Annotated in this window: 18 protein-coding genes; 9 read left to right on the top strand and 9 right to left on the bottom strand. The window is 70.0% G+C overall.

Annotation, left to right across the window (positions count from 1 at the left end):
- Positions 1–56 precede the first annotated feature (56 nt).
- The 6 genes from ACFWRT_RS30810 to ACFWRT_RS30785 form a co-directional block, all read right to left on the bottom strand.
- Positions 57–1,145 (bottom strand): PAC2 family protein, encoded by a 1,089-nt coding sequence (locus tag ACFWRT_RS30810; RefSeq protein ID WP_380955876.1) that lies wholly within the window; start codon positions 1,143–1,145, stop codon positions 57–59.
- 146 nt (positions 1,146–1,291) lie between these two features.
- On the bottom strand, positions 1,292–2,350 hold the full coding sequence (locus tag ACFWRT_RS30805) for an LLM class flavin-dependent oxidoreductase (protein ID WP_380955874.1): 1,059 nt from the start codon (positions 2,348–2,350) through the stop codon (positions 1,292–1,294).
- Between the two features lie 108 nt (positions 2,351–2,458).
- A complete protein-coding gene (locus tag ACFWRT_RS30800; protein WP_380955872.1) occupies positions 2,459–4,069 on the bottom strand; it encodes a glycerol-3-phosphate dehydrogenase/oxidase in 1,611 nt (536 codons plus the stop codon).
- A 15-nt stretch (positions 4,070–4,084) separates the two neighbouring features.
- Positions 4,085–5,629, bottom strand: a complete 1,545-nt coding sequence (gene glpK, locus ACFWRT_RS30795; protein WP_380955871.1) for a glycerol kinase GlpK — start codon at positions 5,627–5,629, stop codon at positions 4,085–4,087.
- Positions 5,630–5,687: 58 nt separating this feature from the next.
- Positions 5,688–6,479: an MIP/aquaporin family protein gene (locus ACFWRT_RS30790; RefSeq protein ID WP_380955869.1), complete on the bottom strand. Its 792-nt coding sequence runs from the start codon at positions 6,477–6,479 to the stop codon at positions 5,688–5,690.
- Between the two features lie 393 nt (positions 6,480–6,872).
- Entirely contained in the window at positions 6,873–7,637 is a 765-nt protein-coding gene (locus tag ACFWRT_RS30785; RefSeq protein ID WP_380955867.1) for an IclR family transcriptional regulator, read from the bottom strand.
- Positions 7,638–7,877: 240 nt separating this feature from the next.
- On the opposite strand from ACFWRT_RS30785, the gene metH reads away from it, so the two are divergent.
- From metH to ACFWRT_RS30770, 3 genes are all read left to right on the top strand, one after another.
- A complete protein-coding gene (gene metH / locus ACFWRT_RS30780; RefSeq protein ID WP_380955866.1) occupies positions 7,878–11,396 on the top strand; it encodes a methionine synthase in 3,519 nt (1,172 codons plus the stop codon).
- Between the two features lie 141 nt (positions 11,397–11,537).
- On the top strand, positions 11,538–12,239 hold the full coding sequence (locus ACFWRT_RS30775) for an HAD family hydrolase (protein WP_380955864.1): 702 nt from the start codon (positions 11,538–11,540) through the stop codon (positions 12,237–12,239).
- Between the two features lie 261 nt (positions 12,240–12,500).
- Complete coding sequence (locus ACFWRT_RS30770; RefSeq protein ID WP_380955862.1) at positions 12,501–14,099, top strand: ABC transporter substrate-binding protein; 1,599 nt, start codon at positions 12,501–12,503, stop codon at positions 14,097–14,099.
- A gap of 87 nt (positions 14,100–14,186) precedes the next feature.
- Here ACFWRT_RS30770 and ACFWRT_RS30765 read toward each other — a convergent pair whose 3' ends face one another.
- Together ACFWRT_RS30765 and ACFWRT_RS30760 are read right to left on the bottom strand one after the other, a co-directional pair.
- Positions 14,187–14,858, bottom strand: coding sequence for a response regulator (locus tag ACFWRT_RS30765; RefSeq protein ID WP_030570198.1), 672 nt, complete (start codon positions 14,856–14,858; stop codon positions 14,187–14,189).
- A gap of 9 nt (positions 14,859–14,867) precedes the next feature.
- Positions 14,868–15,713 carry a RecB family exonuclease gene (locus tag ACFWRT_RS30760; protein ID WP_380955878.1) on the bottom strand — a complete coding sequence of 282 codons (846 nt, stop codon included), beginning with the start codon at positions 15,711–15,713 and terminating at the stop codon, positions 14,868–14,870.
- Positions 15,714–15,890: 177 nt separating this feature from the next.
- Between ACFWRT_RS30760 and ACFWRT_RS30755 the strand changes: the two genes are divergently transcribed.
- The 3 genes from ACFWRT_RS30755 to ACFWRT_RS30745 all read left to right on the top strand — a co-directional run bounded on the left by ACFWRT_RS30755 (position 15,891) and on the right by ACFWRT_RS30745 (position 18,922).
- Positions 15,891–17,141, top strand: a complete 1,251-nt coding sequence (locus tag ACFWRT_RS30755) for a site-2 protease family protein (RefSeq protein ID WP_380955861.1) — start codon at positions 15,891–15,893, stop codon at positions 17,139–17,141.
- 44 nt (positions 17,142–17,185) lie between these two features.
- Positions 17,186–18,103, top strand: a complete 918-nt coding sequence (locus ACFWRT_RS30750; RefSeq protein WP_018515359.1) for a tRNA (adenine-N1)-methyltransferase — start codon at positions 17,186–17,188, stop codon at positions 18,101–18,103.
- A 243-nt stretch (positions 18,104–18,346) separates the two neighbouring features.
- Positions 18,347–18,922, top strand: a complete 576-nt coding sequence (locus ACFWRT_RS30745) for a hypothetical protein (protein WP_380956068.1) — start codon at positions 18,347–18,349, stop codon at positions 18,920–18,922.
- 44 nt (positions 18,923–18,966) lie between these two features.
- On the opposite strand, the gene ACFWRT_RS30740 is transcribed toward ACFWRT_RS30745, so the two are convergent.
- Positions 18,967–19,278 carry a ferredoxin gene (locus tag ACFWRT_RS30740; protein WP_380956067.1) on the bottom strand — a complete coding sequence of 104 codons (312 nt, stop codon included), beginning with the start codon at positions 19,276–19,278 and terminating at the stop codon, positions 18,967–18,969.
- 240 nt (positions 19,279–19,518) lie between these two features.
- On the opposite strand from ACFWRT_RS30740, the gene arc reads away from it, so the two are divergent.
- The 3 genes from arc to ACFWRT_RS30725 all read left to right on the top strand — a co-directional run bounded on the left by arc (position 19,519) and on the right by ACFWRT_RS30725 (position 23,379).
- Positions 19,519–21,285 (top strand): proteasome ATPase, encoded by a 1,767-nt coding sequence (arc, locus tag ACFWRT_RS30735; RefSeq protein ID WP_380956065.1) that lies wholly within the window; start codon positions 19,519–19,521, stop codon positions 21,283–21,285.
- Between the two features lie 234 nt (positions 21,286–21,519).
- Positions 21,520–23,031 carry a depupylase/deamidase Dop gene (gene dop, locus ACFWRT_RS30730; protein WP_380956064.1) on the top strand — a complete coding sequence of 504 codons (1,512 nt, stop codon included), beginning with the start codon at positions 21,520–21,522 and terminating at the stop codon, positions 23,029–23,031.
- A 129-nt stretch (positions 23,032–23,160) separates the two neighbouring features.
- Complete coding sequence (locus ACFWRT_RS30725; RefSeq protein WP_380956063.1) at positions 23,161–23,379, top strand: ubiquitin-like protein Pup; 219 nt, start codon at positions 23,161–23,163, stop codon at positions 23,377–23,379.
- Positions 23,380–23,537 lie beyond the last annotated feature (158 nt).

The raw sequence follows: 23,537 nt of genomic DNA, 5'->3' as shown, positions 1-23,537 counted from the left end.
GCACCACAAGAGCCGGCCCCGGACTTCGCGGAGAAGTCCGGGGCCGGCTCTTGTGGTCACTCCTCGTCGGGACTCTCCCCGGATGCCTCGTCAGGCCCCTTGTCCCCCTTGTCCTCGGGCTTCTTCGCGGGACCGGGGCCTGGCTGGCCCTGGCCCGGCTGCCCCTGACCGGGCTGCCCTTGACCCGGCCCCGCCTCCGGCCGCGGCGGCTTCGCCGGCCGGGTGCGGCCGCTCGACGGGTCCCGCAGATACGCCGCCGAGTCCCCGCTCTCCGTAGCGTGGCCGCCCGGACCCGGCCCGGGACCGCCGTCCCGGCGCCGCAGATACCGCTCGAACTCCCGGGCGATGGCCTCGCCGGACGCCTCGGGCAGCTCCGCGGTGTCCCGCGCCTCCTCCAGCGTCTGGACGTACTCCGCGACCTCGCTGTCCTCCGCCGCCAACTGGTCCACCCCGACCTGCCAGGCCCGCGCGTCCTCGGGCAGCTCGCCCAGCGGGATGCGCAGCCCGATCAGGTCCTCAAGACGGTTCAGCAGGGCCAGCGTCGCCTTCGGGTTCGGCGGCTGCGACACGTAGTGCGGCACCGCCGCCCACAGGCTCACCGCCGGCACCCCGGCATGCGTGCACGCCTCCTGGAGGATGCCGACGATCCCCGTCGGACCCTCGTACCGGGTCTCCTCCAGGTCCATCGTCCGCGCCAGGTCCGCGTCGGAGGTGACCCCGCTCACCGGCACCGGCCGGGTGTGCGGGGTGTCACCGAGCAACGCGCCCAGGATGACGACCATTTCGACGCCCAGCTCATGGGCGAAGCCGAGGATCTCGTTGCAGAACGAGCGCCAGCGCATCGACGGTTCGATCCCGCGCACCAGGACGAGGTCCCGCGGCTTCTCCCCGCCGACGCGCACCACCGAGAGCCGGGTCGTCGGCCAGGTGACCTTGCGCACCCCGTTCTCCAGCCACACCGTGGGCCGGTTGACCTGGAAGTCGTAGTAGTCCTCGGCGTCCAGCGCCGCGAACACCTCGCCCTTCCACTCCCGGTCCAGGTGGCTCACCGCTGTGGAGGCGGCGTCACCGGCGTCGTTCCAGCCTTCGAACGCGGCCACCATGACCGGGTCGACCAGCTCGGGCACCGACTCGAGCTCGATCACCCGGGCCTCCTTCCGAAGTCTCCATACGTACGGAGCAACCTTACGGCTTCGGGACCCTTGGACCGCAGCCCGTTTGCACGGCCGGGTGAACCTTGCCAGCAGGAGTGGATCAGCGGGCCGAACAGTGCATCAGCCCGCTCCCGCCCTCATCGCCAGAGCGTCGAAGGCGCCTCCCGCCGCACCACCGGGGCGATCTCCTCCGCGAACCGCTGGAGCGTCTCCAACTGCTCCGGCCGGCTCAGCCCGAAGCCGTCCACGGTGATCGACTGGAGGTCGTGGCGGTAGACCGTGTGCCACCCCAGGATCTTGTCGATGATCTGCTGCGGGGAGCCGATCAGTTGGGGGCCGCCCGCGATCGCGTCCTCGATGGTCCGGAACGGGGTGTTGTAGCCGGCCTTGCCCGCCAGGTGCGGCTTGAAGGTCTGCCGCACCCGCGCCTCGTACAGCTCCTTGTACTGCTCGACCGCCGCCTGCGAGCTGTCCGCGACGAGCAGCCCGCCGGAGCCCGCCGCCACCCGTGCCTCCGTCGGATCGTGCCCGTACGCCTCGAACCGCTCCCGGTAGTGCGCGATGAGCTTCGCGTACGCCTCGCGCGGCTGGATGGCGTTGGCGGTGAAGAGCGGGTCGCCGTGTTTCGCCGCCAGCTCGGGGGAGTTCAGGCTGGTCGCCGAGCCGTGCCAGATGCGGGGGAGACCGTCGTACGGGCGCGGCACCGTCGTCACGTTCTTCAGCGGCGGGCGGAACTCGCCCTCCCAGTCGACGCCCTCCTCGGTCCAGAGCCGGCGCAGCAGCTCGTACTTCTCCCTCTGGAGGTCCCACTGCCGCTCCTCGTCGAGCCCGAAGAGGTCGAAGTGGCCCGCCTCGGCGCCCTTCCCGACGACCAGCTCGACGCGGCCCCCGGATATCTGGTCGAGCGTCGCGAAGTCCTCCGCCACCCGGACCGGGTCGAGGATCGCCACGACGGTCACCCCGGTGAGCAGCCGGATCGTCCTCGTACGGGCCGCGATCGCGCCGAGCACCACGCCCGGGCTGGAGGAGAGGAACGCCCCGGCGTGCCGCTCGCCGACCGAGTAGGAGTCGAAGCCGAGCTCCTCCGCCACCGCCGCGGTGGCGATCACTTCCTCGAACCGGTCGGCGGGGGAGGGGAGTTCACCGGTGAGGGGGTGCGGGTCATGGCCGATGAGGGAAAGCACCGAAAATCTCATGGCCTCCACTCTCCTCGCGGCACGTTGCGCGCGGATGGCGGGAGTGTGGCGCGTGCCGTGGGCGGCTTCCGTGGCCAGGGAAAGCCTGGGCAAGCCGCCCACGGTGGATCAGCCGCGGTCGGCCAGCAGCTTCTCGACGCCGTCGCGGACGTCGTCCGTCGCCAGGCCGCGGATCGTCAGGGTGGTCCGGCGGCGCAGCACGTCGTCCGCCGTCTCGGCCCACTCGTGGTCGCGGGCGTAGGCGACCTGGGCCCAGATCTCCGGGGCGTCCGGATGGACGCGCTCGGCCAGCTCCGGGCTCTCGTTGGCCAGGCGCGCGATGTCGAAGGCGAGCGAGCCGTAGTGCGTGGCCAGGTGCCGGGCGGTGTCCGGCGCCATGCGCGGGCCGGGCGTGCCGCCGTCGATGAGCAGCCGGTGCGCGACCGCGTTCGGGTTGGCGATGCCGGGCAGCGGCAACTTCCTCGGCAGCATGTTCATCGGCTCCATGTCCTCCGCCAGCGGGTGCCCGGGCAGGGCGGCCAGCTTGTTCATCACCGTACGGCCGATGTGGCGGAAGGTCGTCCACTTGCCGCCGGCCACCGACAGCATCCCGCCGCGGCCCTCCGTGACGACCGTCTCGCGCTTGGCCTTGGAGGTGTCGCCCGGTCCGCCGGGCAGCACGCGCAGACCGGCGAAGGAGTAGGTGATCAGGTCGCGCGAGAGCTGCTGGTCCTTGATCGAGAACGCCGCCTCGTCGAGGATCTGCGCGGTGTCGGCCTCGGTCACCGAGACGTCCGCCGGGTCGCCCTCGTACTCCTCGTCCGTCGTGCCGAGGAGCAGCATGTCCTCCCACGGCAGCGCGAACGTGATGCGGTACTTGTCGATCGGGGTGGCCAGCGCGGCCCGCCACGGACGGGTCCGCTTGAGGACCAGGTGGGCGCCCTTGGAGAGGCGGATGGAAGGCGCCGCGTTCGGGTCCTCCATCTTCCGCAGGTGGTCGACCCACGGGCCGGTCGCGTTCAGCACGAGGCGGGCGGTGACGCCGAACTCCGTACCGTCCACGCTGTCCTTCAGCTCGGCGCCCGTGACCCGGCCCCGGGTGAAGCGCAGGCCCGTGACGGCCGCGTGGTTGAGGACGACGGCGCCCGCGTCGACGGCCGCGCGGACCGTCATCAGCGCCATGCGGGCGTCGTTCATCTGGTCGTCGCCGTAGACCGCGACGGCCTTGAGGTTGTCGGTGCGCAGCTCGGGGACGTCGCGCTGGGCCTTGGCCGGGGATATGACGTGGCCGACGCCGTCGCCGAACGCGGAGAGCGCGGAGTAGGCGAAGACGCCCGCGCCGAGCTTGGCCGCGCCGTGCGGGCCGCCCTTGTAGACGGGCAGGTAGAAGGTGAGCGGGTTGGCCAGGTGCGGGGCCACCTCGCGCGAGACCGCGCGGCGCTCGAAGTGGTTCTCCGCGACCAGCTTGACCGCGCCGGTCTGGAGGTAGCGCAGACCGCCGTGGAGCAGCTTGGAGGAGGCGGAGGAGGTGGCGCCGGCGAAGTCACCGGCGTCCACCAGAGCCACCCGCAGCCCGGACTGCGCGGCATGCCAGGCGGTGGAGATGCCCAGGATGCCGCCGCCGATGACCAGGAGGTCGTACGTCGCCCGGGACAGCTGCTCCCGGGTTTCGGCGCGGCTCGGCAGGGAACCGGAGGCCGGGTGCGTTCCGAGGGCGGGAACGCTCTGCAGGGTGGTCATGTCGAATGCTCCTCGTCAGCTTTCTTCGTCCTCGACCCAGCCCATGGTCCGTTCGACGGCCTTGAGCCAGCTCTTGTACTCGCGGGCACGGGTGTCCGCGTCCATGCGGGGTGTCCACTCGGCGGCCCGGCGCCAGTTGGCGCGCAGCGCGTCGGTGTCCGGCCAGAAGCCGACGGCCAGGCCGGCGGCGTAGGCGGCGCCGAGGCAGGTGGTCTCGGCGACCATGGGGCGCACCACGGGTGCGTCCAGGAAGTCGGCGAGCGTCTGCATCAGCAGGTTGTTGGACGTCATGCCGCCGTCGACCTTGAGCGCGGTCAGCTCGACGCCGGAGTCCTTCGTCATGGCGTCGCTGATCTCGCGGGTCTGCCAGGCGGTGGCCTCCAGGACGGCACGGGCGATGTGCGCCTTGGTGACGTAACGGGTGAGACCGGTGATCACACCCCGGGCGTCGGGACGCCAGTAGGGGGCGAACAGTCCGGAGAAGGCGGGCACGAAGTAGGCGCCGCCGTTGTCCTCGACCGAGGAGGCCAGCGTCTCGATCTCGGCGGCCGACTTGATCAGGCCCATCTGGTCGCGCATCCACTGCACCAGCGAACCGGTGACCGCGATGGAGCCCTCCAGCGCGTACACCGGGGGCTTGTCGCCGATCTGGTAGCCGACGGTGGTGAGCAGCCCGTTGTACGAGTTCACCGGGGTGGAGCCGGTGTTCATCAGCATGAAGGTGCCGGTGCCGTACGTGGACTTGGCCTCGCCCTCGGCGAAACAGGTCTGGCCGAACAGGGCCGCCTGCTGGTCACCCAGCGCGGAGGCGACGGGCACGCCGTCGAGGATGCCGCCCTTGGCGTGGCCGTACACCTCGGCGGAGGAGCGGATCTCGGGGAGGACCGCGGCCGGGATGCCGATGGAGGAGAGGATCTTCTCGTCCCACTCCATCTTGTGCAGGTTCATCAGGAGGGTGCGCGAGGCGTTGGTGACGTCGGTGACGTGGACGCCGCCGTCGGTGCCGCCGGTCAGGTTCCAGATGACCCAGGAGTCCATGGTGCCGAAGAGGATGTCCCCGGCCTCGGCGCGCTCGCGCAGCCCCTCGACGTTGTCGAGCAGCCAGCGGACCTTGGGCCCGGCGAAGTACGAGGCGAGCGGCAGCCCGGTCTCGCGGCGGAAGCGGTCCTGGCCCACGTTGCGGCCGAGCTCCTTGCAGAGCGCGTCGGTACGGGTGTCCTGCCAGACCAGCGCGTTGTGCACCGGCTCACCGGTGTTCTTGTCCCACAGGAGCGTGGTCTCGCGCTGGTTGGTGATGCCGATCGCCTTGACGTCGGCGGAGGTGATGCCGGCCTTGACGATGGCCCCGGCGACGACCTCCTGCACGTTCTCCCAGATCTCGGTCGCGTCGTGCTCGACCCAACCCGGCTTCGGGAAGATCTGCTCGTGCTCCTTCTGGTCGACCGAGACGATCCGGCCGTCCTTGTCGAAGACGATGCAGCGGCTGGAGGTGGTGCCCTGGTCGATGGCCGCGATGAACGGGCCGGTGCCGTGGGTGCCGGTGGTGTGTGCGTCGGTCACGGTGTGCTCCGGAAGTCTGTGAAGGGGAAAGGGGTTACGGCGCTGATACCCGCGGGGGCTAGGCGAAGGCCAGGTTGTAGAGCCCACCGGCGAGGGCGCCGCCGATGAGCGGACCCACGATGGGTACCCACGCGTAGCCCCAGTCGGAACCACCCTTGTTCGGCAGCGGCAGTAGTGCGTGCACGATGCGCGGTCCGAGGTCGCGGACCGGGTTGATGGCATAACCCGTGGGCCCGCCGAGCGAGAGGCCGATGCCGACGACGACCAGGGCGGTGATCAGGGCGCCGAGCGTGCCGAGGCCGTTGCCCTCGTCGTTCAGGCCCTGGGTCAGGATGGCCAGGACCAGCACGAGGGTGGCGATGACCTCGGTGACGACGTTCTGCACGCCGTTGCGGATCTCGGGGCCGGTGGAGAAGATCCCGAGCACCGGTCCGGCCTTCGGGGCGGAGGTCTGGTCGACCATCGCCTCGTCGGTCGGCTGCGCCTTGATGATCTCCGGGTCGGTGAGGTGGGCGTGGAACTGCCCGTAGTACACCGCGTAGACCAGGACGGCGCCGATCATCGCGCCGAGCAGCTGGGAGCCGAGGTAGAGGGGCACGTCGCCCCACGCGGTACCGCCCTGAATGGCGAGGCCGAGGGTGACCGCGGGGTTGAGGTGGGCGCCCGAGACGCCGCCGGCCAGGTAGGCGCCGGTCAGCACGGCGAAACCCCACCCGAAGGTGATGGCCAGCCAGCCAGCGTTCTGGGCCTTCGAGCGCTTCAGCGTGACGGCGGCACAGACACCGCCGCCGAGCAGGATGAGTACGGCGGTACCGATGGTCTCGCCGATGAAAATGTCGGAGCTGGACACCCGCGACTCCTTTGTCCTTCGTCCAGGGGGAGCGGAACACCGGTCCCTCGGTGTTTCACGCCCCAGGCGGGTATCCACAAAGCGTGGGCATCCCACCTGTGAGGGCTTGACCGGCCCTTGGCACTGTCACACCCTAACGCGTATTGCCGTTAGGCGTTCGACAATGCCGACCGTTGAACGGCAGTGTTTCCCTCGAGTGAAGGAAGCGTCAAGGGTTCTGTGGCCGAGGACTCGGTGCGCGACGCGATCGTTACCCCACGATGCGCCCGGACGCGCGCAGGCGCACCCGGGCGCTCGGATGGGTACATGCGCCAGGTGTTACGGGGGAGGTCGCCCCGGCCCTCAGGAGCGCCCGGCCTTCGGGGGCACCCGGCCTTCAGGAGCGCCCGGCCATCAGAAGCGCCCGGCGCCCAGGTCCCGGGAGACCGCCCGCGCACAGTCCCGTACGGCCGCGATCAGCTCGGGCCGCAGCAGGCCGCCCGGCGCCACCCGCTCCACCGCCCCCGTCACCGCCACCGCGCCCACCGGCATCCTGCGCCGGTCGTGGACGGGGGCTGACACGGCGGCCACACCCTCCCAGGTCTCCTCGGCGTCGGCGGCCCAGCCCTGGGCGCGGATCAGGTCCAGCATCGCCTCGAACTCGTCGGCGGCCGTGACCGTGCGCCCCGTGAAGGAGCGGCGCTCCGCCTCCATGACCTCGCTGTGCGCCACCGGGTCGTAGGCGGACAGCACCTTGCCCAGCGCCGTGGAGTGCAGCGGCTGCATCGCCCCGACCTCCAGCACCTGGCGGCTGTCGTCGGGCCGGAAGACGTGGTGGACGATGAGGACGCCGTGCTGGTGCAGTACGCCGAGGTGGACGCTCTCGCCGCTGGAGCGGGCCAGGTCGTCCGTCCAGACCAGGGCGCGGGCCCGCAGCTCGTGGACGTCGAGATAGCTGTTGCCGAGCCGCAGCAGCTCGGCGCCGAGCTGGTAGCGCCCCGACGCCGCGTCCTGCTCGACGAACCCCTCCAGCTGGAGGGTGCGGAGGATTCCGTGGGCGGTGCCCTTGGCCAGCCCCAGGGAGGAGGCGATATCGGACAGCCCGAGCCGCCGCTCGCCGCCCGCCAGCAGACGCAGCATCGCGGCCGCCCGCTCCAGCGACTGGATGTTCTTGGCCATCGCGCCGTACTCCTCCACCTCGGTTCGACAATGCTGAACACTATCGGTCGATGCCGACCTGCGCCGGACTCCGGGGGAAAGTCTCCTCCGGGCGGCCGGCCGCGCCCGCACCCGCACAGCATGCAGTCCGTCTCCTGGACGGACCGACCACGGGCAGGGGTGTCCGGCTACGCTGACGGGGTGCGCCTTCCCCAAGAAGGACGTAAAGCCGACAGCCGTCGCATCCCTGGGAGATCATCCATGGCCTCGTTGCCGACACCCGCCCCCGACAGCCGGACCCGCGCAGCAGCCCTGCGCGAGGCGCTCGCCACCCGGGTGGTGGTGGCAGACGGTGCGATGGGCACCATGCTCCAGGCACAGGACCCGACCCTTGAGGACTTCGAGAACCTCGAAGGCTGCAACGAGATCCTCAACATCACCCGCCCCGACATCGTGCGCTCGGTCCACGAGGAGTACTTCGCGGTCGGCGTCGACTGCGTCGAGACCAACACCTTCGGCGCGAACCACTCCGCCGCCAACGAGTACGAGATCGCCGACCGGATCTTCGAGCTCTCCGAGTCCGGCGCCCGGATCGCCCGCGAGGTCGCCGACGAGTTCGCCGAGAAGGACGGCCGCCAGCGCTGGGTCCTCGGCTCCATCGGCCCCGGCACCAAGCTGCCCTCGCTCGGCCACATCACGTACGACGTCCTGCGCGACGGCTACCAGAAGAACGCCGAGGGCCTCCTCGCGGGCGGCTCCGACGCCCTGATCGTCGAGACCACCCAGGACCTGCTGCAGACCAAGTCCAGCATCATCGGCGCGCGCCGGGCCATGGAAGCCCTCGGCATCGACGTGCCGCTGGTCTGCTCCCTCGCCTTCGAGACGACCGGCGTCATGCTGCTCGGCTCCGAGATCGGCGCCGCCCTCACCGCCCTGGAGCCGCTGGGCATCGACTTCATCGGTCTGAACTGCTCCACCGGCCCGGACGAGATGAGCGAGCACCTGCGCTACCTCGCCCGCCACTCCCGTACGCCCCTGATGTGCATGCCCAACGCCGGCCTGCCCGTCCTCACCAAGGACGGCGCGCACTTCCCGCTCGGCCCCGACGGCCTCGCCGACTCCCAGGAGACGTTCGTCCGGGACTACGGCCTCTCCCTCATCGGCGGCTGCTGCGGTACGACCCCGGCCCACATGAAGGCCGTCGTGGACCGGGTCCGCGGGCTCACGCCGACCGAGCGCGACCCGCGCCCCGAGCCCGGCGCCGCCTCGCTCTACCAGACCATCCCCTTCCGCCAGGACACCGCCTACCTGGCGATCGGGGAGCGCACCAACGCCAACGGTTCCAAGAAGTTCCGCGAGGCCATGCTGGAGGCCCGCTGGGACGACTGCGTGGAGATGGCCCGCGACCAGATCCGCGAGGGCGCGCACATGCTCGACCTCTGCGTCGACTACGTGGGCCGCGACGGCGTCGCCGACATGGCGGAGCTGGCCGGCCGCTTCGCGACCGCCTCCACCCTCCCGATCGTGCTGGACTCCACCGAGCTGCCCGTGCTCCGCGCCGGCCTGGAGAAGCTCGGCGGCCGGGCCGTGCTGAACTCGGTGAACTACGAGGACGGCGACGGCCCCGAGTCCCGCTTCGCGCAGGTCAGCGCCCTGGCCTCCGAGCACGGCGCCGCCCTGATCGCCCTGACCATCGACGAGGAGGGCCAGGCCCGCACGGTCGAGCACAAGGTCTCCATCGCCGAGCGGCTCATCGAGGACCTCACCACCAACTGGGGCATCCGCGAGTCCGACATCCTCATCGACACCCTGACCTTCACCATCTGCACCGGCCAGGAGGAGTCCCGCGGCGACGGCATCGCCACCATCGGGGCCATCCGCGAGCTGAAGAAGCGCCACCCGGACGTCCAGACCACCCTCGGCCTCTCCAACATCTCCTTCGGCCTCAACCCGGCCGCCCGCGTCGTGCTGAACTCGGTCTTCCTGGACGAGTGCGTCAAGGCGGGGCTGGACTCCGCGATCGTGCACGCCTCCAAGATCCTGCCCATCGCCCGGCTGGAGGAGGAGCAGGTCAAGGTCGCCCTCGACCTGATCTACGACCGCCGCGCCGAGGGCTACGACCCCCTCCAGAAGCTCATGGAGCTCTTCGAGGGCGTCAACATGAAGTCGATGAAGGCGGGCAAGGCCGAGGAGCTGATGGCCCTCCCGCTGGACGAGCGGCTCCAGCGCCGCATCATCGACGGCGAGAAGAACGGCCTGGAGGCCGACCTGGACGAGGCGCTCCAGGACACCCCGGCCCTCGACATCGTCAACAACACGCTGCTCGAAGGCATGAAGGTGGTCGGCGAGCTGTTCGGCTCCGGCCAGATGCAGCTCCCGTTCGTCCTCCAGTCCGCCGAGGTCATGAAGAGCGCGGTGGCCCACCTGGAGCCGCACATGGAGAAGTCCGACGCCGACGGCAAGGGCACGATCGTGCTCGCCACCGTCCGCGGCGACGTCCACGACATCGGCAAGAACCTCGTCGACATCATCCTCTCCAACAACGGCTACAACGTCGTCAACCTCGGCATCAAGCAGCCCGTCTCCGCGATCCTGGAAGCCGCCGAGGAGCACCGCGCCGACGTCATCGGCATGTCCGGTCTCCTGGTGAAGTCCACCGTGATCATGAAGGAGAACCTCCAGGAGCTGAACCAGCGCAAGATGGCCGCCGACTTCCCGGTCATTCTCGGCGGCGCCGCGCTGACCAGGGCCTACGTCGAGCAGGACCTGCACGAGATCTACGAGGGCGAGGTCCGCTACGCCCGCGACGCCTTCGAGGGCCTGCGCCTGATGGACGCGCTCATCGGCGTCAAGCGCGGCGTGCCGGGCGCGGTCCTGCCCGAGCTGAAGCAGCGCCGGGTCCCCAAGAAGGAGGCCGCGGCGGTGCTGGAGGTGGCGGAGGAGCCCGAGGGTTCGGTGCGCTCGGACGTCTCCACCACCAACCCCGTCCCCGAGCCGCCGTTCTGGGGCACCCGGGTCATCAAGGGCATCCCGCTCAAGGAGTACGCCTCCTGGCTCGACGAGGGCGCCCTGTTCAAGGGCCAGTGGGGCCTCAAGCAGGCCAGGACCGGCGACGGACCGACGTACGAGGAGCTGGTGGAGACCGAGGGACGCCCGCACCTGCGCGGCTGGCTCGACCACCTCCAGTCCAACAACCTGCTGGAAGCCGCCGTCGTCTACGGCTACTTCCCCTGCGTCTCCAAGGGCGAGGACCTGATCCTCCTCCACGAGGACGGCTCCGAGCGCACCCGCTTCACCTTCCCCCGCCAGCGCCGCGGCCGCCGCCTCTGCCTCGCGGACTTCTTCCGCCCCGAGGAGTCCGGCGAGACGGACGTGATCGGCCTCCAGGTCGTCACCGTCGGATCCAGGATCGGCGAGGCCACCGCCGAGCTGTTCGCCGCCAACTCCTACCGCGACTACCTGGAGCTGCACGGCCTCTCCGTCCAGCTCGCCGAGGCCCTCGCCGAGTACTGGCACGCCCGGGTCCGCAGCGAGCTGGGCTTCGCCGGGGAGGACCCCGCCGACGTCGAGGACATGTTCGCGCTGAAGTACCGGGGCGCCCGGTTCTCGCTCGGTTACGGGGCCTGCCCCGACCTGGAGGACCGGGCGAAGATCGCCGACCTCCTCCAGCCGGGCCGGATCGGCGTCGAGCTCTCCGAGGAGTTCCAGCTCCACCCGGAGCAGTCCACCGACGCCCTCGTCATCCACCACCCCGAGGCGAAGTACTTCAACGCACGGTAGCCGCCCCTTCACCGCGCGGCTTCGCGTCGTTCGCGCACCGTGGCCGGACACGTCGTACACTGGTCGGTCCAGTGCAGGCCGGTCGCCCTCCCCTCCGGGAATGGCGGCCGGCCTTCTCGTCCCTCACGGAAGGTGTGCCGGATGACGAGTACGGCCCCCGCGTCCCTGACCCGCACGGCCGAAGGCGCCGCCCTGCAGGCGGTCCTTCTCGACATGGACGGCACCCTGGTCGATACCGAGGGCTTCTGGTGGGACGTCGAGAAGGAGGTCTTCGCCGACCTCGGACACCGTCTTGAGGAGCCCTGGCGGGACGTCGTCGTCGGCGGACCGATGACCCGCAGCGCCGGCTACCTGATCGACGTCACCGGAGCCGACATCTCTCTGGACGAGCTGACCGTGCTGCTCAACGACCGCTTCGAGAAGCGCATCCGGCACGGCGTGCCGCTGATGCCCGGCGCCGCGAGACTGCTCGCCGAGCTGGCCGCGTCGCAGATCCCCACCGCGCTCGTCTCGGCCTCGCACCGCCGGATCATCGACCGGGTGCTCGACTCCGTCGGCCACCACCACTTCGCGCTCACGGTCGCCGGCGACGAGGTCACCCGCACCAAGCCGCACCCCGAGCCCTACCTCACCGCCGCCGCCGGCTTCGGCGCCGACCCGTGGCGTTGCGCGGTCATCGAGGACACCGCGACCGGAGTGGCCGCAGCCGAGGCCGCCGGGTGCCGGGTGGTCGCCGTGCCGTCCGTGGCCCCCATCGCCCCCGCCTCCGGCCGGGTCGTCGTCGGCTCCCTCGAAGAGGTCGACCTCGCCTTCCTGCGGAAGCTCGTCACCGCCACAGGCTGAAGAATCCGTGTGCGTTCCGGCAATTTTCCGTGGACGTGAATCAGCCACAGTCCCCCTGTGTGAAGAGGGGGAGAGGGTGAGCTTCCTCACCTGGAGACCCTTCCTGACCTGCCGTGATCGGTTGATCTGTCCGGAATGGTGATCAAATATCGCCCCCTCCGGGGGCCGGGGGAGGGCGCCCCGCTCCGAGGGCGGTCGGGGCGGTCACCGGCGGCTACTAACTTTGATTCCTCACCCACCGTGATGAGGGAGACCGTCCGTATGAACCGCAAGACCCTGGTGCTGCCGGCCGTCGTCGGCCTGCTCGCCCCCGTGCTCGCCGCCTGCGGCAGCACGGACAGCGGCGCCGGTGGCGGCAACGCCATCGTCGTCGGCACCACGGACCAGCTCGTGGCCTCCGAGGAGAACCCCGCTCCTCTCGACCCGGCCATCGGGTACGAGGCAGGCGTCTGGAACGTCCTGCGGCAGACGGTGCAGACCCTGACCACCGTCCCGGCCGGCGGCGGCGAGCCGGTCCCCGAGGCCGCCCGGAGCTGCACCTTCACGGACAACGCGAACGAGAGCTACCGCTGCACCCTGCGCGCGGGCCTGAAGTTCGCCGACGGCACCCCCGTCACCGCCGAGGATGTGAAGTTCTCCATCCAGCGGGTCATCGACATCAACTCCGACAGCGGACCGGTCGGGCTCCTCGCCAACATCGACACGATCGAGACCAAGGGCGACGACCAGGTGGTCTTCCACCTGAACACGCCCGACGCGACCTTCCCGTACAAGCTCGCCACCCCCGCCGCCGGCATCGTCCCGAAGGGGAAGTACCCGGCGAAGGAGGCGCGCGACGGCTTCCAGGTCGACGGCTCGGGGCCGTACACCATGAAGCCGCAGACCGAGGACGGCCGGGTCACCCGGATCACCTTCAGCAAGAACCCCTCCTACCAGGGCGAGCTGAAGGTCCTCAACGACAAGGTCGAGATGGACCTCTTCCCGGACGCCGACGCCATGGGCAAGGCGCTGGAGGAGGAGAAGATCCACATGATGACCCGGGCCATGTCGCCCGAGCAGGCCCGCGACATGCTGGTGAAGCCGAAGGAAGGCATCGAGCTCACCGAGATGCCCGGCCTCGCCATCAGCTACCTCGGCTTCAACACCAAGGACCCGGTCGTCAACAAGGCCGTACGGCAGGCCATGGCGCAGATCATCGACCGGGGCGAGATCGCGGGCAAGGTCTACGGCACCACCGCCGAGCCGCTCTACTCGCTGATCCCCTCCAGCATCACCGGCCACACCAACGCCTTCTTCAACAAGTACGGCGAGCCCAGCGCCGCCAAGGCCGAGCAGACCCTCAAGAACGCCGGGGTCAAGACGCCGGTCAAGTTCACCCTGCACTACACCAACGACCACTACGGCTCCGCCACCGCCAAGGAGTTCAAGGCGCTCCAGGCGCAGCTGAACGGCTCGGGCCTCTTCGACGTCGACGTCCAGGGCAAGGAGTGGTCGAAGTACCGCCCGGAGCAGAAGCGCGGCGACTACGCGGCGTACGGCATGGGCTGGTTCCCCGACTTCCCGGACCCGGACAACTACACCGCCCCGTTCCTGGACAAGAACAACTTCCTCAACTCCCCCTACCGGTCGCACGAAGCGCAGAACGTCCTCATCCCGAAGTCGCGCCGCGCGGCCGACCGCAGCGCCGCCGCCACGACGTACGAGAAGCTCCAGGACATCGTCGCCACCGACGTCCCGGTCCTGCCGATCTGGCAGGGCAAGCAGTACGTGGCCTCCCGCAGCGGGGTCGCCGGGGTCGAGCGGTCCGTCAGCGCCACCTCCGAGCTCCAGCTCTGGGAGCTGAACAGGACCAACGCCTGAGCACCGCTCGGAGCCACGAAAGCCGTCCGGCCCGCACCCACTGTCAACAGGGTCGGTGCGGGCCGGACGGCTTTCGCCTGGTGACCGCTACTGCGCGCCGGGGCGCACCAGGCCGCTCTCGTACGCGTACACCGCGGCCTGCACCCGGTCGCGCAGGCCCAGCTTCGTCAGCACATGGCCCACATGCGTCTTGACCGTCGTCTCGCTGACGAACAGGTCCGCCGCGATCTCCGCGTTGGACAGGCCCCGCGCCACCAGCTTCAGGACCTCCACCTCACGGTCCGTCAGCGTGTGCAGCGCGTCCGGGACCGGGTCCTCGCCCGAGGGCAGGTGGTCCGCGTACTTGTCGAGGAGCCGGCGCGTGATGCTCGGGGCGAGCATCGCCTCGCCCGCCGCCACCACCCGGATCGCCTGGACCAGCTCGTTGGCCGGGGCGTCCTTCAGCAGGAAGCCGCTCGCGCCGGCGCGCAGCGCCTCCACCACGTACTCGTCGAGATCGAACGTGGTCAGTACCAGCACCTTCGCCGGGCCGTCCTTGCCGGGGCCGGTGATCTGGCGGGTCGCCTCCACCCCGTCCATCCGCGGCATCCGGATGTCCATCAGCACCACATCGGGCTGGAGCGCCCGCACCTGGTCGATGGCCTGCAGACCGTCACCGGCCTCACCCACCACCGCCAGATCGCCCTCGGCCTCCAGGATCATCCGGAAACCGGTGCGCAGCAGAGGCTGGTCGTCGACCAGAAGGACGCGGATCGCCACAGGAACTCCTTAAGGGCCCTCAAGGGCCACGGCACGGCCGGCCTCGGCCCGGACCGGTCCCATTCTGCCCTGGTCATCCTCGCCGGACTCCGCCGGGCGGACCGACAGCGGATAGACCGGGGGAGTTCCGCCGAATTCCGGACACACCGCCTGGTGATCGCACCAGCCGCACAGCTTCGTCGGACGCGGCCGCCAGTCACCGGTCTCCGTCGCCAGCGCGATCGCCTCCCAGAGCGCGAGCAGCTTCCGCTCCACCCGCTCCAGGTCCGCCACCACCGGGTCGTACGTCAGCACATCGCCGCTGCCGAGATAGACGAGCTGGAGCCGGCGCGGCACGATCCCCTTCAGCCGCCAGATCACCAGCGCGTAGAACTTCATCTGGAAGAGCGGGCCCTCGGCATACTCCGGCCTCGGCGCCTTCCCCGTCTTGTAGTCGACGATCCGCACGTCCCCGGTCGGCGCCACGTCGATCCGGTCGATCACCCCGCGCAGCCGCAGCCCCGACTCCAGCTCCGTCTCGACGAACAGCTCACGCTCGGCCGGCTCCAGACGCGTCGGGTCCTCCAGCGAGAACCACCGCTCCACCAGCCGCTCCGCCTCACCCAGCCAGCGCGACAGCCGCTCGCCCTCGGCATCCTCGGCGAACAGCTCGCCCAGCTCCGGCCTCGACTCCAGCAGCCGGTCCCACTGCCCGGGAATCAGGGCCCGCGCCCGCGGCGCCGTACGGTCCGCCGCCGGGGCGTCGAAGAGCCGCTCCAGCACCGCATGGACCAGCGTGCCCCGGGTAGCCGCCTCGCTGGGCTTCTCCGGCAGTTTGTCGATGACCCGGAAGCGGTAGAGCAGAGGGCACTGCATGAAATCGCTCGCCCGCGACGGCGACAGAGATGTGGGCGGCTGCGGCGGCCGGGGCACGGTGCTCATGTCTCACGACCCTACGGCCCGCCACTGACAACCGGCGGCATACCATCGACGGCAGACCCTCCCAGACAGCATCATCGTGGCGCAGGCCACGTACCGAACCGAAGGGACCCCGTGGACGAGAGCGGCGACAGCGGGCGGCCGCAGCCCGGCGCAGGGGGAACGGACCCCTCCGCCGCCCCCGGCGGCGGCAAGCCGAAACGGCCCGCCGACCCGGGCGGCGGTCTGCTCATGGGCCGCCCCTTCGGCGTGCCCGTGTACGTGGCGCCCAGTTGGTTCGTCGTCGCCGCACTGATCACCTGGGTCTTCGGCGGCCAGCTCGACCGGGTGCTGCCCGAACTCGGCGGCGCCCGCTATCTCGTCGCCCTCTTCTTCGCGATCGCCTTCTACGCCTCCGTACTCGTGCACGAACTGGCCCACACGGTCGCCGCCCTGCGCTACAAGCTGCCCGTCCGCCGCATCCAGCTCCAGTTCTTCGGCGGCGTATCCGAGATCGAGAAGGAGACCGAGACCCCCGGCCGCGAGTTCATCCTCGCCTTCGTCGGCCCCCTCCTCTCCCTCGTCCTCGGCGGTGTCTTCTACGGCGCGATGCGCTTCGTCGAGCCCGGCACCGTCCCCGGCGTCCTGATCGCCGGCCTGATGATCTCCAACCTCATCGTGGCCGCCTTCAACCTGCTTCCCGGCCTGCCCCTCGACGGCGGCCGGATGCTCCGCGCCATCGTCTGGAAGATCACCGGCAAGCCCATGAGCGGCACCATCGCCGCCGCCTGGGTCGGCCGGGGCCTCGCCGTCACCGTCCTCATCGGGCTGCCGCTGCTCACCCACACCGGTGCGCTCGGCAGCGCCAACGAGGGCATCGGCGGCGTGGAGACCGTCATGGACGCCCTGCTCGCCGCGATCCTCGCCGGCATCATCTGGACCGGCGCCGGGAACAGCCTGCGCATGGCCCGGCTCCGCGAGCACCTGCCCGACCTGCGGGCCCGCACCCTCACCCGGCGCGCCGTCCCCGTCGAGTCCGCCACCCCCCTCTCCGAGGCCCTGCGCCGGGCCAACGAGGCGGGCGCCCGCGCCCTGGTCGTCGTCGACGGACAGGGCCACCCCAAGGGCGTCGTCCGCGAGGCCGCCATCGTCGGCGTCCCCGAACACCGCCGTCCCTGGGTCGCCGTCAGCGGCCTCGCCCAGGACCTCACCGACGGCATGAAGGTCCCCGCCGAGCTCGCCGGCGAAGCCCTCCTGGACCGGCTCAAGGCCACCCCGGCCACCGAGTACCTGGTGATCGAGGAGACCGGAGAGATCTACGGAGTCCTCTCCACCGCCGACGTCGAGCGCGCCTTCGTCAAGGCGATGGCCCGCCCCGAATCCTGAAGGGCCCCGGAAAAGGGCCCCTGAAACACCGGTACGCTGGTCACATGTCTGAACCGACCGGTGCCGCCCGCCGACGTGGGCCCTTCAAGGTCGGGGACCAGGTCCAGCTCACCGACCCCAAGGGACGCCACTACACCTTCACGCTCGAAGCCGGGAAGAACTTCCACACCCACAAGGGTTCTTTCCAGCACGACGAGCTGATCGGTGCTCCCGAGGGCAGTGTTGTCCGCACCACGGGGAACGTCGCCTACCTCGCGCTGCGCCCCCTGCTCCCCGACTACGTCCTCTCCATGCCCCGCGGCGCCGCCGTGGTCTACCCCAAGGACGCGGGCCAGATCCTGGCCTTCGCCGACATCTTCCCCGGCGCCCGCGTCGTGGAGGCCGGGGTCGGATCCGGCTCGCTCTCCACCTTCCTGCTGCGCGCCATCGGTGAGCAGGGCATGCTGCACTCCTACGAGCGCCGCGAGGACTTCGCCGAGATCGCCCAGCAGAACGTCGAGCGCTACTTCGGCTCGCCGCACCCCGCCTGGCAGCTGACCGTCGGGGACCTCCAGGACAACCTCTCCGACACCGACGTCGACCGCGTCGTGCTGGACATGCTGGCCCCCTGGGAGTGCCTGGAGGCCGTCTCCAAGGCCCTGGTGCCCGGCGGCATCCTCTGCGCCTACGTCGCCACCACCACCCAGCTCTCGCGCACCGTCGAGTCCATCCGCGAGATCGGCTGCTTCGCCGAACCGCAGCCCTGGGAGTCGATGATCCGCAACTGGCACGTCGAGGGCCTGGCCGTCCGCCCCGACCACCGGATGATCGGCCACACCGGCTTCCTGGTCACCGCCCGCCGGCTCGCGGACGGCGTCGAGCCGCCGCTGCGCCGCCGCCGCCCCTCCAAGGGCGCCTACGGCGAGGACTACGACGGACCGGGCAGCCAGAGCCGCGGAGGCTCCGCCGCCGACCGCGGCTGACCCGCCCAACGAACCGGCGCCGCCGCGCAGTTCCCCGACCGACCGGGGAACTGCGCGGCGGCGCCTTCGCGTTGCCCCCGGGCGCGAGCCGGGTGCGCCCCGGCGGTGAAACCGGCGCACACCCCGCCGTTCCCCCGGCGTGTGAGGTGTGGCACGATGCTGGCCACCCCTCGGGGGCGGACCCGCCCTTTCCCCGGGCCCCCAGGAACCACATCTCCCAGGAACCACATGGAGACACACCGCGTGCAGACCTCCGCGCTCCCGGACCTCGCGCACACCGCCACGAAGCCGGTGCACTGGCTCGCCACGGCCGCGGCCATGGCCGCCGTCGTCGCCCTGGCCGGGCTGCTCCAGCCCCGTACGGCCACCGCCACCGCCACCGCCACAGCCCCGGAGAAGCGGACCACCACGCCCGTGGCCGCCCCGGACCCGGCGACGGTGGACTTCCCGATGGAGTGCGGCGGGGCCGGGACCACCGTGGCCAAGCAGGCACCCGGAGACCTCGACGGCGACGGCCGGCCGGAGACCGTCGCCGTGGTCCACTGCGACGCGGGCTCGGGGACCCCGCCGAGCGGCATCTACGTCCTGACACAGCGGAGCGGGGCCGCACCGAGGGTCGTGGCGACCCTGGTGGACCCCGCTGACAAGAAGACCGTCGGGGACTTCGCCGTACGCGAGGGGCGCATATCGGCCACGCTGCTCGGCTACTCCTCGCTGGAGGTGCCCCGCTGCTGCCCCGACCAGGAGGAACAGGCCTCCTGGCGGTGGAAGGGCAACGCCTTCGTCCGTACCTCGGGAGACCTCGCGCGCAGCGTCTGAACGGCTGCCTGCGCGAGTAAGGCCGCGTCGGCTGCCCGTACGGGTCAGGCCGCGTCCGGCCCGTACACCTCGACGCTGTCCTTCACGCGCCGTACGTGGATGCAGTCCCCGGGGCACTCCTTGGCCGAATCCACCACGTCCTGGAGGAGCGGCAGCGGCACCGGAGTGGTGGCACCCGGGTCCTGGAGGAGCTCGTCGTCGCCGCTCTTCACGTACGCCAGGCCGTCGATGTCCAGCTCGAAGACCTCCGGCGCGTACTGCACGCAGATGCCGTCGCCCGTACAGAGGTCCTGGTCGATCCAGACCTCCAGGTCCTGCGTGTCACCGTCGCCCGGCGAGTCCTGCTGCACGGTCATGTGTCCTGCCGTTCCTGCGTATCCGAACCAATTGGAGCCAGCCCTGACGGGTGTTGAACGCTTCGACGATACAACCGGCGGCTTTCCGGTGCCGAAGGGTGGGTATTCCCTTGACGTGAGGGAGAGCGCAAGGGTGAAGATCGGACACACCCCGCAGTCTTTGTGATCTAGGGGTTTCAATCACCACCAGCCCAGGTAGGGTCAGGAAGCGTCCAGCTCCCCATGGAGGAGGTGAGGACCGTGGCAGCCCACGACGACGACATCAACCGCGGCATCCGGCCCGCGCGAGGGTCAGAAGACCCGGCCGGCCAGGTTGCCTATCTCGAGCAGGAAATCGCCGTCCTGCGACGTAAGCTCGCCGACTCTCCGCGTCATACGAGGATTCTCGAAGAGCGGATCGTCGAGTTGCAGACGAATCTGGCAGGCGTGTCCGCACAGAACGAGCGGCTCGCCAACACGCTCCGTGAGGCGCGTGACCAGATCGTGGCGCTCAAGGAGGAGGTCGACCGGCTCGCACAGCCGCCGGCTGGCTTCGGAGTGTTCCTGCAGGCCAACGAGGACGGCACCTGCGACATCTTCACCGGGGGCCGCAAGCTCCGGGTGAACGTGTCCCCCAGCGTCGAACTGGATGACCTCCGGCGCGGCCAGGAGGTCATGCTCAACGAAGCGCTCAACGTGGTCGAGGCCATGGAGTTCGAGCGGGCCGGGGACATCGTCACCCTCAAGGAGATCCTTGAGGACGGCGAGCGCGCCCTGGTGGTCGGGCACACCGACGAGGAGAGGGTGGTGCGGCTCGCCGAGCCCCTGCTGGACATCACCATCCGCCCCGGCGACGCCCTGCTGCTGGACTCCCGGTCCGGTTACGTCTACGAGGTGGTCCCCAAGAGCGAGGTCGAGGAGCTCGTCCTCGAAGAGGTTCCGGACATCGACTACGACAAGATCGGCGGTCTGGGCGACCAGATCGAGCTGATCCGCGACGCGGTCGAGCTCCCCTACCTCCACCCCGACCTCTTCAAGGAGCACGAACTGCGACCGCCGAAGGGCATCCTGCTCTACGGTCCGCCCGGCTGCGGCAAGACGCTCATCGCCAAGGCCGTCGCCAATTCGCTCGCCAAGAAGGTCGCCGAGGTGACCGGGCAGCCCGCGGGGAAGAGCTACTTCCTCAATATCAAGGGCCCCGAGCTGCTCAACAAGTACGTCGGCGAGACCGAGCGGCACATCCGCCTGGTCTTCCAGCGCGCACGGGAGAAGGCGAGCGAGGGCACCCCCGTCATCGTCTTCTTCGACGAGATGGAGTCCCTCTTCCGCACCCGCGGCAGCGGCGTCAGCTCGGACGTGGAGAACACCATCGTCCCGCAGCTGCTCGCCGAGATCGACGGTGTGGAGGGTCTGGAGAACGTCATCGTCATCGGCGCCTCCAACCGCGAGGACATGATCGACCCCGCCATCCTGCGACCCGGCCGACTCGATGTGAAGATCAAGATCGAGCGTCCGGACGCCGAGGCCGCGAAGGACATCTTCGCGAAGTACCTGACCCCGTCGCTCCCGCTGCACGCGGACGACCTCTCCGAGCACACCGGCTCGCGCGAGGCCGCCGCCCACGCCATGATCCAGTCGGTCGTGGAGCGGATGTACACGGAATCCGAGGAGAACCGCTTCCTGGAGGTCACGTACGCCAACGGCGACAAGGAAGTCCTGTACTTCAAGGACTTCAACTCCGGCGCGATGATTCAGAACATCGTCGACCGGGCAAAGAAAATGGCCATCAAGGCATTCCTCGAACACCAGCAGAAGGGTCTGCGCGTCTCCCACCTCCTCCAGGCCTGTGTGGATGAGTTCAAGGAGAACGAGGACCTGCCCAACACCACCAACCCGGACGACTGGGCCAGGATTTCCGGTAAGAAGGGTGAGCGGATCGTCTTCATCCGCACACTCGTCACCGGAAAGCAGGGCGCGGACACCGGGCGCTCCATCGACACCGTGGCCAATACCGGCCAGTACCTGTAATACGCCGACCGGCTGCGGATGCCCGGAGGGGCATCCGCAGCCGCTCGTTTTCCCCTGTTCCGGCCATGTCGGAGCAATGTCGTAGGTGATCTCCCCACCGGCGCAGAGGCGCTCTAGGCTCTGCGGTACCGCCGAGTCGCGCAGTGCGGTGACGGGCACCGCACACGCACCGGACAAGCAGCGGTACTTGAGCGTCGCTCCCGGACGGGACCGACGCCGGGCAAGGAGGGCCGCATGACCGTACGGCGAGTAATGGGCATCGAGACGGAGTACGGGATCTCCGTCCCCGGCCACCCCAACGCCAATGCCATGCTCACCTCGTCCCAGATCGTCAACGCCTACGCGGCGGCGATGCACCGGGCGCGACGCGCCCGCTGGGACTTCGAGGAGGAGAATCCGCTGCGCGACGCGCGAGGCTTCGACCTCGCCCGTGAGACCGCCGACTCCAGCCAGCTCACCGACGAGGACATCGGCCTGGCCAATGTGATCCTCACCAACGGTGCCCGGCTATACGTCGACCACGCGCACCCCGAATACAGCTCGCCGGAGATCACCAACCCGCTCGACGCGGTGCTCTGGGACAAGGCCGGCGAACGGATCATGGCCGAGGCCGCCGAGCGGGCCGCCGCCATCCCCGGCGCCCAGCCGATCCACCTCTACAAGAACAACACCGACAACAAGGGCGCCTCCTACGGCACGCACGAGAACTATCTGATGCAGCGGGAGACCCCGTTCTCGGACATCGTGCGCCATCTGACGCCGTTCTTCGTCTCCCGCCAGGTCGTCACCGGCGCGGGGCGGGTCGGCATCGGCCAGGACGGCCACGAGCACGGCTTCCAGATCAGCCAGCGCGCCGACTACTTCGAGGTCGAGGTCGGCCTGGAGACCACGCTCAAGCGCCCCATCATCAACACCCGGGACGAGCCCCACTCCGACGCGGAGAAGTACCGCCGGCTCCATGTGATCATCGGCGACGCCAACCTCTCGGAGATCTCGACCTACCTGAAGCTCGGCACCACGTCCCTGGTGCTGTCCATGATCGAGGACGCCTTCATCACCGTCGACCTCGCCGTCGACCAGCCCGTACGCACGCTGCACCAGGTCTCGCACGACCCGGACCTGCGCCAGCTCATCACGCTCCGCAGCGGCCGGACACTCACCGCTGTCCAGCTCCAGATGGAGTACTTCGAGCTGGCCCGCAAATACGTCGACGAGCGGTTCGGCACCGACGCCGACGACCAGACCAAGGACATCCTGACCCGCTGGGAGGACACGCTCAACCGGCTGGAGACCGATCCGATGAGCCTGGCCGGGGAGCTGGACTGGATCGCCAAGCGGGAGCTCATGGAGGGCTACCGCCGCCGCGACGCGCTGGACTGGGACGCCCCGCGCCTCCACCTCGTCGACCTCCAGTACGCCGACGTACGCCCCGACAAGGGCCTCTACAACCGTCTGGCGGCCCGCGGGAAGATGAAGCGGCTGCTGGACGAGGACGACGTCACCAGGGCCCGTACGAAGCCTCCGGAGGACACCCGGGCCTATTTCCGGGGCCGCTGTCTGGAGCAGTACGCCGACGACGTGGCGGCCGCCTCCTGGGACTCGGTCATCTTCGACCTGCCCGACCGCGACTCGCTCCAGCGGGTCCCCACCCTGGAGCCGCTGCGGGGCACCAAGGAGCACGTCAAGGACCTCCTCGACCGCTGTCGTACGGCGGAGGAGCTGGTCCGCACGCTCTCGGGCGGCTGAAAGGGGTCCGGGCTGGGAATCAATCACCCGAGGCCCGGACGTTGAACGACTACCGGGCCAAATGTCGGACCTCGTGGGTAGGGTCTGATCAAGAGCTGCGATTGCTTCGAACCGAGCGGGGTGAGCTACATGGCGACCAAGGACACCGGCGGCGGACAGCAGAAGGCCACGCGTTCCACCGAGGAGACCGAGGAGCAGGTGCAGGACGCGCAGGCGTCCGAGGACCTCGCGGAGCGCCAGGAGAAGCTGAGCGACGATGTCGACTCGGTCCTGGACGAGATCGACGACGTCCTCGAAGAGAACGCCGAGGACTTCGTGAGGTCGTTCGTCCAAAAGGGTGGACAGTAGTTCACGAGTGTGAACGCCCGGTAGGTCCCGGGCGACCGTGACGAACCGGGGGAGACGGGGTGTCGGGGCCCGCCCCGGCGGGGGGCGGCCCCCCCCGCGCCCACCCGCGGGGGGCCCCCCGGCCGCCGGCGGGGGGGCGGGGGCGAAAAAGGGTCATA

Source organism: Streptomyces cyaneofuscatus, assembly GCF_042718795.1.
Lineage (GTDB): Bacteria > Actinomycetota > Actinomycetes > Streptomycetales > Streptomycetaceae > Streptomyces > Streptomyces cyaneofuscatus_A.
The sequence above is the reverse complement of the archived record's forward strand: the minus strand, read 5'-3'. Positions and strand labels throughout refer to the sequence as shown.

What these genes read in the sequence shown, in the direction of transcription:
- ACFWRT_RS30805 (WP_380955874.1), bottom strand. Translation starts at nt 2,350, where the DNA reads ATGAGATTTTCGGTGCTTTCCCTCATCGGCCATGACCCGCACCCCCTC.
- ACFWRT_RS30800 (WP_380955872.1), bottom strand. Translation starts at nt 4,069, where the DNA reads ATGACCACCCTGCAGAGCGTTCCCGCCCTCGGAACGCACCCGGCCTCC.
- ACFWRT_RS30785 (WP_380955867.1), bottom strand. Translation starts at nt 7,637, where the DNA reads ATGGCCAAGAACATCCAGTCGCTGGAGCGGGCGGCCGCGATGCTGCGT.
- metH (WP_380955866.1), top strand. Translation starts at nt 7,878, where the DNA reads ATGGCCTCGTTGCCGACACCCGCCCCCGACAGCCGGACCCGCGCAGCA.
- ACFWRT_RS30775 (WP_380955864.1), top strand. Translation starts at nt 11,538, where the DNA reads ATGACGAGTACGGCCCCCGCGTCCCTGACCCGCACGGCCGAAGGCGCC.
- ACFWRT_RS30770 (WP_380955862.1), top strand. Translation starts at nt 12,501, where the DNA reads ATGAACCGCAAGACCCTGGTGCTGCCGGCCGTCGTCGGCCTGCTCGCC.
- ACFWRT_RS30760 (WP_380955878.1), bottom strand. Translation starts at nt 15,713, where the DNA reads ATGCAGTGCCCTCTGCTCTACCGCTTCCGGGTCATCGACAAACTGCCG.
- ACFWRT_RS30750 (WP_018515359.1), top strand. Translation starts at nt 17,186, where the DNA reads ATGTCTGAACCGACCGGTGCCGCCCGCCGACGTGGGCCCTTCAAGGTC.
- ACFWRT_RS30740 (WP_380956067.1), bottom strand. Translation starts at nt 19,278, where the DNA reads ATGACCGTGCAGCAGGACTCGCCGGGCGACGGTGACACGCAGGACCTG.
- dop (WP_380956064.1), top strand. Translation starts at nt 21,520, where the DNA reads ATGACCGTACGGCGAGTAATGGGCATCGAGACGGAGTACGGGATCTCC.
- ACFWRT_RS30725 (WP_380956063.1), top strand. Translation starts at nt 23,161, where the DNA reads ATGGCGACCAAGGACACCGGCGGCGGACAGCAGAAGGCCACGCGTTCC.